The organism is Kribbella sp. NPDC051620 (assembly GCF_044453825.1).
In the GTDB taxonomy this organism is placed as follows: Bacteria; Actinomycetota; Actinomycetes; order Propionibacteriales; family Kribbellaceae; genus Kribbella.
This window is the reverse complement of sequence record NZ_JBITDB010000004.1, coordinates 682,780-697,111: the sequence shown is the minus strand read 5'-3', so window position 1 is coordinate 697,111 and position 14,332 is coordinate 682,780. Positions and strand designations below refer to the sequence as shown.

Here is a 14,332-nt window from a genome sequence, read left to right as displayed (position 1 = left end):
CCATTGTGCTCACGGCATCAATTGGCCGCCGTTCACCTCGATGATTTGGCCGGTGACGTACCCGGACATCCGGTCGGAGGCGAGGTAGAGGATGGTGCCGACGCATTCGTGCGGAGTGCCCGTCCGGCCCATCGGGATCGTCGTGAGCATCGCCTTCAGCTGCTCCTCACCGGTATGCCGGTCGTGGAACGGCGTGCGGATGACCCCGGGTGAGATCGCGTTGACGCGGATACCGTCTGGCGCGAGCTCCTTGGCGAGGCCGCGGGTGAAGGTGCTGACGGCGCCCTTGCTGGCCGCGTAGACGACCGAGCCGCCGCCTCCGCCGTGCCGGCCGGCGATCGAGGTGACGTTGACGATCGCGCCGCCGCCCTGCGCACGGAGTACCGGGACGATCCGCCGGCTCATCGCGAAGACCGAGGTCAGGTTGACGTCCATGATCCGGTGGAACTCGTCGTCCGGTACGTCGACCACCGGCGTGCGCTTGACCAGGTCGCCGGCGTTGTTGACCAGTACGTCGATCCGGCCATGCTTCGCCAGCACCTCGTCGACCAGCGCGGCGGCCGAGTCGGTGACAGCGAGGTCAGCCTGGTGCACTGTCGCAGTACCACCTGCAGTGCTCACTGCTTGCGCGGTGTGCTGCACGCCTTCCTCGTTCGAGTGGTAGTGCAACGCAACCGTCGCCCCGGCCTCAGCGAACCCGACCGCGGCCGCAGCCCCGATCCCACTGCTGGCACCGGTGACAAGAACGACCTGATCCCTGAAATCAAGAAAACCCATACGCCCAACCCTAGGCACCGAAGCATCCGGCTCGGGACCCTAGGGTGAGCCTCATGCGCACCGGCCTCCTGATCGCCCTGTATGCCGTATGGCCGGTCGCGGCCCTGGTCGCCGCGATCATCTCGCGAGTGCGCACCCGGTTCATCCTCGTCTGTGCGGGCACCTGGCTGCTGGCGCTGGTGATCGCCACGACCGCGACGGGAACGCGGGTCGCGGCGCCGATCGGGTTGGCGGTCGGGGCGAGCTGCTGCCTGTTCCTGACCTACGCGGTGAGCTCCGGCGTGACGTTCATCTTCGACCCGGACACCACCTATGACGTCGACGAAGGCAAGAAGCCGCGGGCGGAGTACGTCGTACTGGGCGTGGTCGCGCTGGTCGACGCGGCGGGGATCGCACTGGCTGTGACTGGTTAGAGGGTTGTGAGTACGCGCCGTGTGGACGTTTGCGGTGGCGTAGGCGGCGGTAGCCTCGATGGATGGGCTATGACGTGTCGAGGCTGGATCTGCGGCGGTGGCGGGTAGCTGACGCATTGCGGTTGACCGACGCCCATCGGGAGCCGGACATGGCCAACCAGGGCGGCATCCGGGACACCGCGAGCGCGGTGGACTGGATCGGCCGGGTGGCGGACCTCGACAACGGGCACGTGTATGCCGTTGCGGATGCGGACGACCACCCCGTCGGCTGCGTCGCGGTGACCAACATCGACCGTCATCAGGTCGGCTGGACCTGGTACTGGACGATCGCCGAGGTCCGCGGCCAGGGAATCGCCCGGGACGCCCTCCGCGCCCTCGTCGACTGGGCCCACCACGATGCCGGCCTGTTCCGCCTCGAACTCGGCCACCGCACCAACAACCCGGCCTCCTGCGGGGTGGCCGCCAGCGCAGGCTTCCTCTACGAAGGCCTGGAACGCCAACGCCTCACCTACGACGGCGCCCGCTACGACGTAGAACGCCACGCCCGCCTGGCCGCCGACCCCCTCAACCCCCCGAACCGCCCCGTAACCATCACTACCTAGGCGGCTGCAACACGCAGGACTCGTTCCCATCGGGGTCGCCGAGCACGTGCCAGCGCCAGCCGTCCTCGACGATCGGCTCAGCCGTCAGCACCGTCGCCCCGAGCGCGACCACCCGGGCGACCTCCGCCTCGAGGTCGGCCGTCCGCAGGTCGAGGTGCAGCCGGTTCTTCTCGCGCTTGACGTCGTCCACCCGCTGCACCACCAGTTCACACCCGACCCCGTCTGCCGGGATCAGACTCAGGTACTTGCCGGACGCGCCCGCTCTCCGGTACCCGAGCACCTGACTCCAGAAGTCCGCCGCCCGCTCGAGATCAGCCGCATCGAGCACGATGACGAGCTCGCCGCGCGCGTAGGACTGGGGCGTACGGGCCGTCATGATCGGAGGGTATGCGACACCCCGGGCCAGGTTCTCGCGAGAACTGTCACCGTTGACGCTCTAGGGTGACGGCGTGGCGAAAAGTAGTAAGGGCGAGACGTTCCTGTCGGTGGTGATCGGTGGGGCGGCCGGGTTCGGGCTGCTCGTGCTGACCCGGCGGGCCTGGGACGTCTGCCATGTCGACCTGACCGGGCCGGTCGGCAACGGGCCGACGCTGTTCTTCGTCGGCGTACCGGTCGCCCTCGTGGTCAACATCGGGCTGTTCAACATCGTGTTCCGCTTCATGCGCCGCGGCAAGGGCGGCCGATGGACGATGCCGCTGCTGGCCGCACTGATCGCCATCGCGATCGCCGACCTCGCCCTCTTCTCCTGGGCCGGTACGCCGGCGACGCTGCCCGGCATCTGCCCCGCCAACGTACCGCCGTGGTGGCCGAAGAGCATCCCGACCTAACCGTCGCCGCCCGCCGGTGGCGCGTAGCTTCGCCAGCGTTCGGTGATGACGTAGCCGAGGGCGAGGTTGGCGCCGAGGCTGCCCTCGTTGAGCGCCGCGCCGCCGGTACCGAAGACCCGTACGCCGTCCGCGTACAGCGCGAGAATCGACGCCGCCTTCACGGCCTGCCCGATCCCTCGTCCGCGGTACCCGTCGAGCACCGAGGTGAACGCAGTCTCGCCTCTCGGCGGGTCGCCTTGCAGGCTGATGTACGTCGCCCCGACCAGCCGCTCACCGTCGAAGGCGCCGAACACCCGCCCGGTCGTCCACAGCTCAGCCAACTCGTCGACCGGCTGCACCACGCGATGGGTGGCGGGCGTGTACGGGTAGTCCTTCTCGTTTGCTGTCTCCAACTCGTGCCACGCGGCGGCGCACTCGGGTCCCAACTCACGGACGGTCACGCCGGCCGCTCGGAGTACGGCCTGCTCGAGCACCGCCGGATCCGGGTCCCGCAACCGAGCAGCCCAGGACTCCCCGACGACCCGATACCCCGCAGCCTCCAGCTCCGCACACCGCGGATCGTCGTCTCGTACAACCTCGACCGTCAACCGATCCCCAATCGTCGAGCCAGTCCTTCGGCGTCGAACGGCGCCCGGACCTTCACATCGTTGTCGAAGTACACGTAGACGGGTCGTTGCCAGGCGACGATCTTCTCGGCCCAGGTGTCGAGCGCCTTGTCGTCGTAGCCGCTGACATAAAGCTCCTCGGCGCCGTGCAGCCGGACGTACCCGAAGTCAGTGGTGACCGAGTCCATCATCGGCCACTTGCCCGCCGTGTCCGCGCAGACGACGGCGATGTCGTGCTCGCGCAGCAGTTCGAGGAACTCTTCGTTCTCGTACGACGAATGCCGGATCTCCAACGCGTGCCGCAGCGGCTGGTCGACCGAACTGGTCAGCAGGCTCCGGCCTTCCATCCGCTCGTCGTGGCCCTTGGCAACCTTCACCGCTTCCTTTGTTGACCTGGGCAACAACTCGAAGAACGCTGCCAGCCGGTCGCGTTCGTAGCCGAGCGTCGGCGGAAGTTGCCACAGCACCGGACCGAGCTTGTCGGCCAGCGCGAGCACGCCGGAGGCGAAGAAGTTGGCCAGCGGCGCCTCCACGTCGGCCAGCTTCTTCAGGTGCGTGACGAAGCGCGGGCCCTTGACCGAGAAGACGAACCCGGGTGGGGTTTCGTCGTACCAGCGTTGGTACGACGTCGGTCGTTGCAGTGAGTAGAAGGACCCGTTGAGCTCGATCGAGTTGAGCCGGCGGGAGGCGTACTCCAGCTCGGCCCGCTGCGGCAGCCCGTCGGGGTAGAACACCTTGCGCCAAGGCGGATAGCGCCAACCGGAGATCCCGACCCGGTACTGCGTATCCGCCCAGCGCTCCATGTGTCAGATTTTACGAAGCAGCGGCAGGACGTCGGAGGTGAACTGGGTGAGGAAGCGCTCCTGGTCGTGGCCCGGGCCGTGCATCACCAGGTGGTTGAAGCCGGCGTCGAGGTACGGCTGCAGTTGGCGGACGACCTCTTCGGGGTCCGAGGCGACGATCCAGCGCTGAGCGACCTGCTCGATCGGCAGCTCGTCGGCCAGGCGCTCCATCTCGGTCGCGCTCTGGACGCTGTGCTTCTGCTCCGGGGTGAGCGACAGCGGCGCCCAGAACCGGGTGTTCTCCAGCGCGAGCGCGGGGTCGCGGTCGTACGAGATCTTCACCTCGAGCATCCGGTCCACGTCGTCGAAGGACCGCTCGCCCTTCTCCGCGCCCTCCTTGACGGCCGGGATGAGCTTCTCGGTGTACAGGTCCATGCCCTTGCCCGAGGTGGCGATGAAGCCGTCGGCGGTACGACCGGCGTACCGGGCGACGACAGGGCCGCCGGCCGCGACGTACACCTTGACCGGGGTCTCCGGGCGGTCGTAGATCGACGCGTCGACCAGCTTGTAGAACGGTCCGTCGGAGCTGACAGCCTCGTCCTGCGTCCACAGGTTGCGGATCAGCTCGACCGCCTCCCGCAGCCGCGCGAACCGCTCCTTGAACTCCGGCCACTCGCGTCCCGAGACGGCGATCTCGTTCAGCGCCTCGCCGGTACCGACGCCGAGCATGATCCGGCCCGGGTAGAGCAGCCCCATCGTCGCGAACGCCTGCGCGATCACCGCGGGGTTGTACCGGAAGGTCGGCGTCAGCACCGAGGTGCCGATCAGCACCCGATTCGTCCGCTCGCCGACCGCAGCCATCCACGACAGCGCGAACGGAGCGTGCCCGCCTTCATGACGCCACGGCAGGAAATGATCAGAAACCGTCACACTGTCGAGCCCGAGCTCCTCCGCCCGTACCGCGTACTCCACCAGATCCCGCGGTCCGAACTGCTCAGCAGACGCCTTGTACCCGACCCGAATGCTCACCATTGCTCCCGTCTCGTCACCCATACCTACCCCCACTCTGCCACCAACCCCGCCCACCCCCGAGATGTTCCACCCCAGCGGCACATCGGAGGATCACCCCATGCCCCTGTACTTGGTCAACGGTTCCCCTGGCGCCGGGAAGTCGACCGCCTGCGCGGAGCTGAACCGTCGGGGCTTCATCGCCTACGACACGGACTTGGACCAGCTCTCAGCTTGGTCCGACGGCGTACTGCGCCTGCCGCCGAGCACGGTCCGGCGGATCGCGGCAGAAGTGGGCGACGGCGCGGGGTTCATCTGCGGGTCGACCGGTAACGAGGGCGAGGTCTGGGATCTGTTCACGGCGGTGGCCTTCCTCACCGTCGGCGCCGACACGCTGCGGCGCCGGCTGATCCAGCGCGGTGGCTTCGGGTCGGCAGGTGCTGAACTCGAAGGCGTTCTCGGCCGGCATACAGGAGCGGAGTCCGCCAACGCCCGTTTCGGGGCGCACCTCGTCGACGCGGACCGCCCGGTGGAGGAGGTTGTCGACGACCTCCTTACCGCACTAGGTGTCGCCCGGAACTGATCGACTCCCCCGCCTGCGACGCTCCGGACAGGTGGCGACTCACCCGCGCCGCGTTTTGCGTTGTGGGACGGATGGGGGCATCGTGGGAAACACGCGGAGCACCGGGGCTTCCTTGGATTCGTCGCCTCGGTGCTCCGCTTCAGCGGTCCCCGGCCTGTGATGAGATGGCCGGCATGGCCTTCCCGAGTGCCGAGTTGTTGCAAGACGCAAGCTTCTCGCCCATCACCAGAAGCAAGCTGACCCAAGGCCTGCGCGACACGGGAGTGGTCGAGGGCGGGACGTTGATGGTGCACGTCCGGCTGTCGGCCTTCGGCTGGGTGGTCGGCGGAATCGACACCGTCGTCCATGCATTGCGAGATGCCGTCGGACCCGATGGGACGCTGATGGCCTTCTGCGGTTGGGACGACAGCCCTTACCACGTTGACCTCTGGCCCGAACGGTGGCAGACGGCGTACGCCGAAATGCCCGCCTTCGACCCCGAGACCTCGTCATCACGCCGCGACTTCGGCCGCTTCCCGGAGCGACTCCGGACCTGGCCGGGCGCGCTTCGCAGTACCCACCCGGAGGTCAGCTTCGCCGCCATCGGCCCGCAAGCGTCCAGCCTTCTCGCGGCGAGCGACGAGCAAGATCCCTGGGGCAAGGACGGTCCGCTCGGACGGCTCGTGGCCGCCAAGGGCCAAGCGCTGTTGCTCGGAGCCCCGCTGGACAAACTCACCCTCAGCCATCACGCCGAAGCCATCGCCGATGTCCCCGGCAAGCGGCGGCGCACCTACCAGATGCCAACCCAGACAGGTTTGCGGGAGTTCACCACGATCGATACCTTCTACGGCGTTCTGCCGTACTCCGAGGAACTTCCGGTCGGCCAGTTGGCCCGACGGGCTCTGGAGGCGGGCGCGGGGACGCGCTCGATGATCGGCCGCGCAGAGACCCATCTCTTCGCCGCCGAGCCGACCGTCGACGCGATCGTCGAACACCTCGAAGAACGGTGGCCCCATCGGGTACGAGCTAATCCGGTTGCTCGAGGCGGAGGGGGCTGAAAGCATGCCTACCTTTGCTGCCGTCTCGAGGGAGTTCCTGTGAGCTGGCCCGTGCTGACCGGTCCGCGGGTGACGCTGCGGGTACTCACCATGGCCGACGTCGACGCGTGGCTCGCCGGCGATGACGAGGCACAACAGCGCTGGTTCGAGGCTCCCGGCCCGGCACCGCGAGAGAACGTCGTCCGCCTGGTCGAAACCTCACGCAATTCCTGGGAGACCTCAGGCCCCAAGCGCCATTGGGCCATCTGGCTGGACGGCATCCTTGCCGGCGGCATCGACATCGAAGACCGCGGCCAAGGCAGCGCCTACCTGTCCTACGTGGTCTTCCCACCCAGCCGCCGCCAAGGCGTCGCTGCCGAGTCGATCCCCCTGGTCACCACCTGGGCCTTCACCGCCTGGCCGATCACGCGAGCCGTAGCCGTCATCGACGAACTCAACACCGCCTCTCGCTCCACCGCCGAACGCGCCGGCTTCCTTTTTGAAGCAGTCGCCGACCCCTCGGAGTACGGCGAATCCGGCCGCATGCTCCGGTACGTCCTGCCTCGCGCTTAGCGCAACTGCTTGCGTAGTTGGGTGCAGAGGGTCTCGTACCGGGTGATCGAACCGTCCGGCGACTGCTGATCCCAGGCCTCGAGCCGCTCGTCGTAGGCGACGTAGCCGAGGCGCTCGTACAGCGCCCGGGCCCGTGGGTTGCTCAGCTCGACGCCGAGCTCGGCCCGGTCCAATCCTCGGTCCTTGATCCGCTGCTCGGCCGCCCCGATGAGAAGGCTGCCGATCCCGCAGGACTGCAGGGCCGGGTGAACGGCGAACTGCCACAGGTATCCCGCGCCGGGATGGGGCACGTAGTCGACTCCACCGACAGCGATCGGCAGGTCCGCCTTCGCGCACACGGCCAGGTAGTCGACCTCTCCACGCCGAGCCCGCTCGAGCTCCTTGGCAACCTGCTCCAGATGCAGCGCAGTACCGGCGAAGCCGCACTCAACGAGGTCCGCGTCGACAAGATCCCGCACGCTCAACTCGACCTGCACCACAGCTGCGTCTCCTAGCCTTCGACCGGATTGCTGACCCCGCCGCCGCTCCGCCAGTCGAGATCGGCGACGATCCGATCCACTGTCTCCTCCACCGTGCTGGCCGCGCCAATGATTTGTTCACCGCGCACACCCAGAAAGTCCTCCGGCTGGTACCACTCGCGCAGCTTCTCCACCATGACCTCACTGGCCAACGGCTTGGTCAGATGTCGCTGGACGGTCTCCTCGAACGGGATCTGGAAGTAGTACACGCCGGTGACGCCGAGATGGTCCGCCACGAGTTGCCGCACCATCTCGCCGTACTGCGGCTCGTAGAGCCCACCCTCCAACACCACGTGGTACCCGCTGTCGAGGGCATAGCGCGCGGCCAGGTCGATCAGCCCGATGTTCGGGGCCCCGTCCCGGCAGTGTTCTCGCAGGAGGGTTCGGCGCAGGTAGTCCTGCTCGACCCAGGCCACTCCGGTCCCGACCCGCCTGCGGAGTTCTTTGGCCGTCGTGCTCTTTCCCGAGCCTGAGTTGCCCCGGAGTACCGCCAGTCGCGTCGTCGAATCTCCGGTTGCCATCCGGAGAATTTAGAGGACTTACGAGGCCAAGCTGGTGGCGTGTTGGGGGCTGGTCGGTTCGGGTGGGTTGATTTCGGTCCAGACTGCGTCGAGGGAGAGGCCGAGGACGTCGGCGATGGCGGCGATGGTCGGGAAGGCGGGGGTGGCTACCCGGCCGGTCTCGATCTTGCGCAGGGTTTCGGGGGAGACGTGGGCTTCGAGCGCCGTCTCGAGGATCGAGCGCTCGCCGCGGGCGCGACGCAGCAGCGCGCCGAGGCGTTGTCCGCGTTCGACCTCACCGGGGGTGAGCGGCAGTCTGACCATGATCCAATGATAGTACCGGGATACTATTACCGGGATAGTTATTGGTTGCGTGATGAAGGGCGCCACATGATCGAGATCCTGACCCCCAGCGAAGTGACCCGAGCCAAGGACACCGGCGCCCTGGTCGCCACCATCCTGCAGACGGCGAAGAGCCGGACCACGGTCGGGACCAACCTGCTGGAGATCGACCAGTGGGCCCACACCATGATCGACGAGGCCGGCGCCCAGTCCTGCTACGTCGATTATGAGCCGTCCTTCGGACGCGGACCGTTCGGCCACTACATCTGTACCTCCGTCAACGACGCCGTACTCCACGGGCTGCCGTTCGACTACTCCCTCGCCGACGGCGACCTGGTCACCCTCGACCTCGCCGTCCTCCTCGGCGGTGTCGCCGCGGACTCGGCGATCAGCTTCATCGTCGGCGACTCGAAGCCCGCCGAGAGCGTCGCGTTGATCGAGGCGACCGAGCGCGCACTGGCCGCCGGGATCGCCGCTGCCAAACCAGGCGCACGCATCGGCGACCTCTCCCACGCCATCGGTACGGTCCTCAGCGCGGCCGGATACCCGATCAACACCGAGTTCGGCGGCCATGGCATCGGCTCGACGATGCACCAGGACCCGCACATCTCGAACACCGGTCGCGCGGGTCGCGGCTACAAACTGCGCCCCGGCTTGCTGCTCGCCCTCGAGCCGTGGGTGATGGTCGACACCGACCAACTCGTCACCGACGACGACGGCTGGACCCTCCGCAGCGCGACCGGCTCCCGCACAGCCCACAGCGAGCACACCATCGCCATCACCCCGGACGGAGCCGAAATCATCACGTTGGCGAGGTGATGGGAGCGGCTATCGGAGTGGCGGGCCAGGTCGTACGTTCGGTACGTCCGCGGCGACCTCGTCCGTCTTCAGCAACTCGGTGATCGCGCCGTGCCCGGCCAGCTCGACCTCTGGCGCGATCTCCGCGAGCGGCACCAGCACGAATGCCCGCAGGTGCGCACGAGGATGCGGCAGGGTCAGTACCGGATCATCCTGTACGACCTGCTCATCGCCGTCCCAAACCGCGATCACGTCGACATCCAAGGTCCGCGGCCCGAACCTCCGCTCAGGATCCCGGACCCGGCCGCCGGCTTGCTCGAGCCCGTGCGCCAACTCGAGCCAGCCGCCCGCCGTCACATCCCCCTCGACCAGCACCACCGCGTTCAAGTACTCAGGCTGATCCGGATCCCCCCAGGGCGGTGTCCAGTAAGTCCCGGACACCTCGACGAGATACTCGTCGAGCCCATCGAGCGCCTTGCGCAGGTTGAGTTCCTGGTCGCCCAGATTGGAGCCCAAGGCAAGCACCGCACGGGTCATCCGATCGCCTCCACTACTCGCCGGTCGTCCGGCAAGTGTCTCAGTCCTCGGTGACCTTGATGATCGTCCGGCCGCGCGCGGCGAACGCGTCGGGGGCTTCGTCGAGAGGTCGGACGCTGCTGACCAGCGGGGTCACGCGGCCGTCGCGCAGCCGTTCGGCCAGTTGGATCAGCTGGTCGCGGTTCGGCTCGACGATGAAGTACAGGGCACGGCCGCCGGTGGGCTGGATGGTCGGCGGTTGGGCGATCGTGATGAGGGTGCCACCGGGTCGTACCAGCGCCGTGGAGCGGTTGAGGACGTCGCCGCCGATCACGTCCAGTACGACATCGGCCTGGCCGGCCTTCTCCAGTTCTTCGACGGCGACGAACTTGTGGACGCCCAACTGCTTGGCGAGGTCCTCGGTCGCGGCACGGCCGGTACCGACGATCTCGGCGCCGATCTCGCTGGCCAGCTGTACGGCGAGTGAACCGACGGCACCGCCGACCCCGTTGATGAGGATGGTCTGCCCTGCCTTGAGCTGCGCATGGTCGTACAGCGCCTGCCAAGCCGTCAGGCCGGAGATCACCAGCGCGGCCGCTTCGACGTGCTCGACGCCCCCGGGGAGCGGGGCCAGGTTGCGGGCTTCGATGGCCGTGTACTCCGCGAGCGAACCGTTGCGAGTCCAGTCGGCCAGCCCGAAGACCCGCTGCCCCACGGTGAGACCGGTAGTACCGACCGGGACCTCGGCGACGACGCCTGAGAGCTCGTGGCCGGGGACGCTCGGGGTGCGGTCGCGGCCGGCGCGGTCGGTCCACGTCGCCGGCCAGTCGAGCTCGCCCCGGGTGAAGCCGGCGGCGTGGACTTGCACGACGACGTCGTTCTCGGCGGTGTGCGGATAGGGCAGCTCGGTCAGGGACAGCCCGGCGACACCGGCCTCGCGATCCCGGACAGTGATGGCACGCATGATGGTCCTTGCGGTAGTCGTTTCTGCTTCTGCCTTCGACGGTACTCACCGCTGGCTCAGCATCGGTGGTCCACTTGCCGGCGCCTGTTCTGGGCCAATTGTCGCGGTAAATGGCCCACCGAACTGGCTGCGGAATGGACCAGTCAGGCAGGCCTTCCCGGTCGTACCGTCGAAGCATGATCGTTTTGAATGACCTCGTGATCCCGTCCACGACCGCCTCGACGGCGGCCCTGGAGCTGGCCTCGGCGTACCAGTCACCGTCCTTGCAGAGCCACTCGCACCGCGTCTTCGTCTGGGCGGCGGCCTACGCCCGGGACCACGGCATCGCGTACGACGCGGAGCTGCTGTTCGTGGCCGCGATGCTGCACGACATCGGCCTGGTCCCCGAGTTCGACAACCACACCTTCTCTTTCGAAGACGCGGCCGGCCACATCGCCCGGGTCTTCGCCACCGGCGCCGGCTGGCCGCCCGCCCGCCGCGACCGCCTGGCCGAGGTCATCGTCCGCCACATGTGGCCCGAGGTAGACGCCGCGGCCGACCCCGAAGGCCACCTGATCTCCCGAGCAGCCGCCCTGGACATAGCCGGCAGAAACACCGACGACTTCACCCCTGCCTTCCGCGCCGAAGTCCTGACCCGACACCCCCGCCTGGACCTCGTCGAAGAATTCCTGACCTGCTTCAAATCCCAAGCCACCAGAAAACCCACCAGCACCCCCGCCCGAGCCATCAACTCCAACCTCCACACCCGAATGACCACCAACCCCCTGGACACCAACTGACCCACTGCCTAGGAGCTGGGGTAGTTCGCGATGAGGGCTGCGACCCATGCGTCGTGGTGTTCTTCGATGTATGCGGCGGCCGGGCCCCAGTAGTCCGCATGGCCTTCTGCGTAGAGGCGTGCCCAGGGTTGTTCGCCCGTACGGTGGCCGCGAACCAGCAGTTCGTACGATCCCGAAGTACGGGCCGCGATCTGCGCAGGGAAAGCCAGCCGCTGCTCCAGGTCGAGCCCATAGCCGTCCACCAGGGCACGCAACCGCGGACCGTCCACCGCGACATCGCCTCCCGGCGCAAACGGTACGAACCCCGTTGCGGCGTACCCGAGGTCCCACAGCCGCGATGAGGGCCCGGCGTTGTCCCAGTCGATGAACACCCAGCGCTGTCCATCGCGGATCAGGTTCCACGGAGCAAGGTCGTTGTGGCCGATCAGATCGCCACCTGAAGGCTCCGGGACCAATGTCTGCCAAGCGACGTCAGGCGGCGCCTGAAAGCTCTCCATCGCATCGTGCAGCTCCCGAATCAGCCTCCCCACCCGACCCAACTCGTCCGCCGAGAACGGAAGCATCGTGTCGGCGACAGCACCCGGTATGTACTCGAGAACATGTCGCCCACGCTCATCCCGCCCCAACGTGGGCGGCGCACCTTCGAACTCTGCGAGATGTGTAAGCACAGCCTCGACCCCCACCGTCTGGGCAAGTGAGGGCTTCCGCACAGTCGCCCCAACCCGGACGACCTCCGCGGCCACGTTGCCTCCGGTCAGTACCTCTTCAGATTCCACGTCTTCACACATCTCGCCAGGCGGCCGCGCAGTTTTCGATCCAGGTGGCCAGGTCTGGCTCGCGGTCGAAGGTGTGGAGGGAGTAGGGCGGGCAACCGTCAAGCGGTGTGACTCCGGTGAAGGCGTGGTCTGGGGCGAAGAGCAGGAGCTGGCCTGTACGCCGATGAGCAAGGGTGAGGTTGCCGTTGGCCTCGACCGCCACCACGTAGTACTCGTCGGGCTGGATCGGGAGCGTCAGGTCGGCGTCCTGCCAAAGCCACGAATAGTCGGCGAGAAGATCCGACAGCTGCGCGGCGGCGACGGTGAGGATCTCGTTCTGGTTCATCCACCAGGAGTGGGGCTCGCCGAAGCGATCGACGATTCCGCCGGAGAGGCGCCAGAAACTCCTGTGGGTGGGATGGACCTCGACATCCGCATCCAGCGGTGGATACCCGAGCCACCCGCGCCGATCGCCCGACGGTCCCCAGGCGAGCAGCTCGTACGGCGTACCGGAGATCGATACCGGTGTGACGGTCGCGGACCCCAGAAGAGCTGTGAGTTGCGGCAACCCGTCGACCGCTGCACCGCTCCACGGATGCTCTTCGCCAACCGTTGCGACATCGCCGGGCTCGAGGAACCAAGGCGTTTGGCTGAGGAACTGATCCCAGTCACGCATGATGCGTCAGCATACTGAGGTACAGGCTCTGTACTACGTGACGCTGAACCGCCCCCGGTCGCGGCGACTGGTGCGCGCGGCCGGGGGCGGTTAGTCCAGCTGGTTCTGGATCAGGGTGCGGTCCAGGTGACGGCGTCCAGGTAGACGGCGCCGGTCCAGCCCGGGTTGTCCACCTCTACGCCGATGCCCTCGATGCTGGTGACGGCCGGAATGGTCAGCGTGAACGTGCTCCAGGCCCCCGGCGTGAGGACAATGTGCTGGCCGAACCGCTCGATGAACGAGCCGTTGTTGCCGTCCGTCACGTAGCCCTTGGCCTCGATCGGGTGGTTGGCGCTCGCGGGCAGGTACATCTTGAAAGTCACCACCGAGCCGACCCCGATTCCGGTCAGGTCGGAACCCGAACGGTAACCGGCGTACTGCTCGCCCGACTGCGGAAGCTTCAGCGAGCGGGTGCCGGCGAACTTGTACGTAGTCGACGACGAGATCGTCGTCCCGTCCCAGTCGACCGCCCACCCCTGGACGCCACCGCTCTCCCAGCCGAACCCCGAGTACGCCGCCCAGGCCTGCCCACTACCGGCAGCTACCAGACCCAGCGACAATCCAGCCGCGGCAACAGCTCCGACAATCCGACGTGATCGAAAAAAGCGCATGCCAAATTCCCCCCTCGTTGGATACAACCCCCATGAGCTTCAGATCGCTCACCGTGCTCGATTTTGCTTGCTCCACACCGCCCTGGCAAGACCTCACCAAGGGATGAAACGCTTGAATCACAGGGCTTTCAAAGGCAAATTGGCGCTCAGAGCAGTAGTTTCGAGGCCTGCCACCGCGCGTGCTGAAAACTCAATCGCCGCACCGGAGCGATGTTGCTAGGTTCCCGAGCATGATTGTTCCGAGCAATGAAGCCCTCATCGAAACCGCTGGAGCCGTACTGCACCCCCATCACGTCGACGGCCGAAGCTTCGGCGATGTTGCGTCGGCCCTGGTCACCGACATCGGGACCATGTACGTCGGCGTCTGCGTCGACACCCCTTGCGGCACAGGCTTCTGCGCGGAAACCGCCGCCATCGCCACCATGGTCACCGCTCGCGAATACAGAATCACCAAAATAGTCGCCGTCTCCCAAGGTCACGACGGCGTCGTCGCGGTACCCCCGTGCGGCCGCTGCCGGGAATTCATTCGCCAAATAGACCCCGCAAACCTGGACACCGAGGTAGTGCTGGGCACGGACCGAACCTCGCGTCTCCGAGATCTCCTGCCATCCAACGAATGGCCGATTTGAACCCCAAAGACCTACTGGA

At 67.2% G+C, this 14,332-nt stretch carries 22 protein-coding genes; 9 read left to right on the top strand and 13 right to left on the bottom strand.

Annotated elements, in window-relative coordinates; translation table 11 throughout:
- Positions 1-9 precede the first annotated feature (9 nt).
- Positions 10-777, bottom strand: a complete 768-nt coding sequence (locus ACIA12_RS22440; RefSeq protein WP_396368975.1) for an SDR family NAD(P)-dependent oxidoreductase — start codon at positions 775-777, stop codon at positions 10-12.
- A gap of 53 nt (positions 778-830) precedes the next feature.
- On the opposite strand from ACIA12_RS22440, the gene ACIA12_RS22435 reads away from it, so the two are divergent.
- Positions 831-1,190, top strand: a complete 360-nt coding sequence (locus ACIA12_RS22435; RefSeq protein WP_396368974.1) for a hypothetical protein — start codon at positions 831-833, stop codon at positions 1,188-1,190.
- A gap of 62 nt (positions 1,191-1,252) precedes the next feature.
- Positions 1,253-1,792 (top strand): GNAT family N-acetyltransferase, encoded by a 540-nt coding sequence (locus ACIA12_RS22430; protein ID WP_396368973.1) that lies wholly within the window; start codon positions 1,253-1,255, stop codon positions 1,790-1,792.
- On the opposite strand, the gene ACIA12_RS22425 is transcribed toward ACIA12_RS22430, so the two are convergent.
- Positions 1,785-2,168, bottom strand: a complete 384-nt coding sequence (locus ACIA12_RS22425) for a VOC family protein (protein ID WP_396368972.1) — start codon at positions 2,166-2,168, stop codon at positions 1,785-1,787. The genes ACIA12_RS22430 and ACIA12_RS22425 overlap by 8 nt on opposite strands.
- Positions 2,169-2,241: 73 nt before the next feature.
- Between ACIA12_RS22425 and ACIA12_RS22420 the strand changes: the two genes are divergently transcribed.
- The gene (locus ACIA12_RS22420; RefSeq protein WP_344844862.1) at positions 2,242-2,619 is read left to right on the top strand and encodes a hypothetical protein; all 378 of its coding nucleotides are present in this window, start codon (positions 2,242-2,244) and stop codon (positions 2,617-2,619) included.
- Here the strand turns inward: ACIA12_RS22420 and ACIA12_RS22415 are convergent.
- From ACIA12_RS22415 to fgd, 3 genes are read right to left on the bottom strand one after another with little or no spacing between them, the layout of a single operon-like run.
- On the bottom strand, positions 2,616-3,206 hold the full coding sequence (locus ACIA12_RS22415; RefSeq protein ID WP_396368971.1) for a GNAT family N-acetyltransferase: 591 nt from the start codon (positions 3,204-3,206) through the stop codon (positions 2,616-2,618). The two genes, ACIA12_RS22420 and ACIA12_RS22415, sit on opposite strands and share 4 nt — an antisense overlap.
- Positions 3,203-4,027 (bottom strand): DUF72 domain-containing protein, encoded by an 825-nt coding sequence (locus tag ACIA12_RS22410; protein WP_396368970.1) that lies wholly within the window; start codon positions 4,025-4,027, stop codon positions 3,203-3,205. Before ACIA12_RS22410 ends, ACIA12_RS22415 begins: the two co-directional genes overlap by 4 nt.
- A 3-nt stretch (positions 4,028-4,030) precedes the next feature.
- The gene (gene fgd, locus ACIA12_RS22405) at positions 4,031-5,035 is read right to left on the bottom strand and encodes a glucose-6-phosphate dehydrogenase (coenzyme-F420) (RefSeq protein ID WP_396369386.1); all 1,005 of its coding nucleotides are present in this window, start codon (positions 5,033-5,035) and stop codon (positions 4,031-4,033) included.
- A 100-nt stretch (positions 5,036-5,135) separates the two neighbouring features.
- Here fgd and ACIA12_RS22400 point away from each other — a divergent pair, with 100 nt between their 5' ends.
- The 3 genes from ACIA12_RS22400 to ACIA12_RS22390 all read left to right on the top strand — a co-directional run bounded on the left by ACIA12_RS22400 (position 5,136) and on the right by ACIA12_RS22390 (position 7,186).
- Positions 5,136-5,597, top strand: coding sequence for a hypothetical protein (locus ACIA12_RS22400; RefSeq protein ID WP_396368969.1), 462 nt, complete (start codon positions 5,136-5,138; stop codon positions 5,595-5,597).
- 173 nt (positions 5,598-5,770) lie between these two features.
- Positions 5,771-6,634 carry an aminoglycoside 3-N-acetyltransferase gene (aac(3), locus tag ACIA12_RS22395; RefSeq protein ID WP_396368968.1) on the top strand — a complete coding sequence of 288 codons (864 nt, stop codon included), beginning with the start codon at positions 5,771-5,773 and terminating at the stop codon, positions 6,632-6,634.
- 39 nt (positions 6,635-6,673) lie between these two features.
- On the top strand, positions 6,674-7,186 hold the full coding sequence (locus tag ACIA12_RS22390; protein ID WP_396368967.1) for a GNAT family N-acetyltransferase: 513 nt from the start codon (positions 6,674-6,676) through the stop codon (positions 7,184-7,186).
- On the opposite strand, the gene ACIA12_RS22385 is transcribed toward ACIA12_RS22390, so the two are convergent.
- Genes ACIA12_RS22385 through ACIA12_RS22375 form a run of 3 tightly spaced genes read right to left on the bottom strand, consistent with a single transcriptional unit; the run spans position 7,183 to position 8,528 of the window.
- The gene (locus tag ACIA12_RS22385) at positions 7,183-7,665 is read right to left on the bottom strand and encodes a GNAT family N-acetyltransferase (protein WP_396368966.1); all 483 of its coding nucleotides are present in this window, start codon (positions 7,663-7,665) and stop codon (positions 7,183-7,185) included. The two genes, ACIA12_RS22390 and ACIA12_RS22385, sit on opposite strands and share 4 nt — an antisense overlap.
- A gap of 11 nt (positions 7,666-7,676) precedes the next feature.
- A complete protein-coding gene (locus ACIA12_RS22380; RefSeq protein WP_396368965.1) occupies positions 7,677-8,225 on the bottom strand; it encodes an AAA family ATPase in 549 nt (182 codons plus the stop codon).
- Positions 8,226-8,243: 18 nt separating this feature from the next.
- A complete protein-coding gene (locus tag ACIA12_RS22375; RefSeq protein ID WP_396368964.1) occupies positions 8,244-8,528 on the bottom strand; it encodes a helix-turn-helix domain-containing protein in 285 nt (94 codons plus the stop codon).
- 66 nt (positions 8,529-8,594) lie between these two features.
- Here ACIA12_RS22375 and map point away from each other — a divergent pair, with 66 nt between their 5' ends.
- Positions 8,595-9,365: a type I methionyl aminopeptidase gene (map, locus tag ACIA12_RS22370; RefSeq protein ID WP_396368963.1), complete on the top strand. Its 771-nt coding sequence runs from the start codon at positions 8,595-8,597 to the stop codon at positions 9,363-9,365.
- 9 nt (positions 9,366-9,374) lie between these two features.
- Here the strand turns inward: map and folK are convergent, their stop codons facing one another.
- Both folK and ACIA12_RS22360 read right to left on the bottom strand, forming a co-directional pair.
- The gene (folK, locus tag ACIA12_RS22365; RefSeq protein WP_396368962.1) at positions 9,375-9,881 is read right to left on the bottom strand and encodes a 2-amino-4-hydroxy-6-hydroxymethyldihydropteridine diphosphokinase; all 507 of its coding nucleotides are present in this window, start codon (positions 9,879-9,881) and stop codon (positions 9,375-9,377) included.
- Between the two features lie 40 nt (positions 9,882-9,921).
- Positions 9,922-10,824, bottom strand: coding sequence for an NADP-dependent oxidoreductase (locus tag ACIA12_RS22360; RefSeq protein ID WP_396368961.1), 903 nt, complete (start codon positions 10,822-10,824; stop codon positions 9,922-9,924).
- Between the two features lie 176 nt (positions 10,825-11,000).
- Between ACIA12_RS22360 and ACIA12_RS22355 the strand changes: the two genes are divergently transcribed.
- Positions 11,001-11,603 (top strand): HD domain-containing protein, encoded by a 603-nt coding sequence (locus tag ACIA12_RS22355; RefSeq protein WP_396368960.1) that lies wholly within the window; start codon positions 11,001-11,003, stop codon positions 11,601-11,603.
- An 8-nt stretch (positions 11,604-11,611) separates the two neighbouring features.
- On the opposite strand, the gene ACIA12_RS22350 is transcribed toward ACIA12_RS22355, so the two are convergent.
- The 3 genes from ACIA12_RS22350 to ACIA12_RS22340 form a co-directional block, all read right to left on the bottom strand.
- Positions 11,612-12,379, bottom strand: a complete 768-nt coding sequence (locus ACIA12_RS22350) for a phosphotransferase (RefSeq protein WP_396368959.1) — start codon at positions 12,377-12,379, stop codon at positions 11,612-11,614.
- Between the two features lie 4 nt (positions 12,380-12,383).
- Positions 12,384-13,034, bottom strand: a complete 651-nt coding sequence (locus tag ACIA12_RS22345; protein WP_396368958.1) for a hypothetical protein — start codon at positions 13,032-13,034, stop codon at positions 12,384-12,386.
- Between the two features lie 110 nt (positions 13,035-13,144).
- Positions 13,145-13,684 carry a hypothetical protein gene (locus tag ACIA12_RS22340; protein ID WP_396368957.1) on the bottom strand — a complete coding sequence of 180 codons (540 nt, stop codon included), beginning with the start codon at positions 13,682-13,684 and terminating at the stop codon, positions 13,145-13,147.
- Between the two features lie 230 nt (positions 13,685-13,914).
- Here ACIA12_RS22340 and ACIA12_RS22335 point away from each other — a divergent pair, with 230 nt between their 5' ends.
- Complete coding sequence (locus ACIA12_RS22335; protein ID WP_396368956.1) at positions 13,915-14,313, top strand: cytidine deaminase family protein; 399 nt, start codon at positions 13,915-13,917, stop codon at positions 14,311-14,313.
- Positions 14,314-14,332: the final 19 nt, after the last annotated feature.

Coding starts and splice junctions, on each gene's coding strand:
- ACIA12_RS22440 (WP_396368975.1), bottom strand. CDS start 777: ATGGGTTTTCTTGATTTCAGGGATCAGGTCGTTCTTGTCACCGGTGCC.
- ACIA12_RS22435 (WP_396368974.1), top strand. CDS start 831: ATGCGCACCGGCCTCCTGATCGCCCTGTATGCCGTATGGCCGGTCGCG.
- ACIA12_RS22430 (WP_396368973.1), top strand. CDS start 1,253: ATGGGCTATGACGTGTCGAGGCTGGATCTGCGGCGGTGGCGGGTAGCT.
- ACIA12_RS22425 (WP_396368972.1), bottom strand. CDS start 2,168: ATGACGGCCCGTACGCCCCAGTCCTACGCGCGCGGCGAGCTCGTCATC.
- ACIA12_RS22410 (WP_396368970.1), bottom strand. CDS start 4,027: ATGGAGCGCTGGGCGGATACGCAGTACCGGGTCGGGATCTCCGGTTGG.
- ACIA12_RS22400 (WP_396368969.1), top strand. CDS start 5,136: ATGCCCCTGTACTTGGTCAACGGTTCCCCTGGCGCCGGGAAGTCGACC.
- ACIA12_RS22380 (WP_396368965.1), bottom strand. CDS start 8,225: ATGGCAACCGGAGATTCGACGACGCGACTGGCGGTACTCCGGGGCAAC.
- ACIA12_RS22375 (WP_396368964.1), bottom strand. CDS start 8,528: ATGGTCAGACTGCCGCTCACCCCCGGTGAGGTCGAACGCGGACAACGC.
- map (WP_396368963.1), top strand. CDS start 8,595: ATGATCGAGATCCTGACCCCCAGCGAAGTGACCCGAGCCAAGGACACC.
- folK (WP_396368962.1), bottom strand. CDS start 9,881: ATGACCCGTGCGGTGCTTGCCTTGGGCTCCAATCTGGGCGACCAGGAA.
- ACIA12_RS22360 (WP_396368961.1), bottom strand. CDS start 10,824: ATGCGTGCCATCACTGTCCGGGATCGCGAGGCCGGTGTCGCCGGGCTG.
- ACIA12_RS22355 (WP_396368960.1), top strand. CDS start 11,001: ATGATCGTTTTGAATGACCTCGTGATCCCGTCCACGACCGCCTCGACG.
- ACIA12_RS22345 (WP_396368958.1), bottom strand. CDS start 13,034: ATGCGTGACTGGGATCAGTTCCTCAGCCAAACGCCTTGGTTCCTCGAG.
- ACIA12_RS22340 (WP_396368957.1), bottom strand. CDS start 13,684: ATGCGCTTTTTTCGATCACGTCGGATTGTCGGAGCTGTTGCCGCGGCT.
- ACIA12_RS22335 (WP_396368956.1), top strand. CDS start 13,915: ATGATTGTTCCGAGCAATGAAGCCCTCATCGAAACCGCTGGAGCCGTA.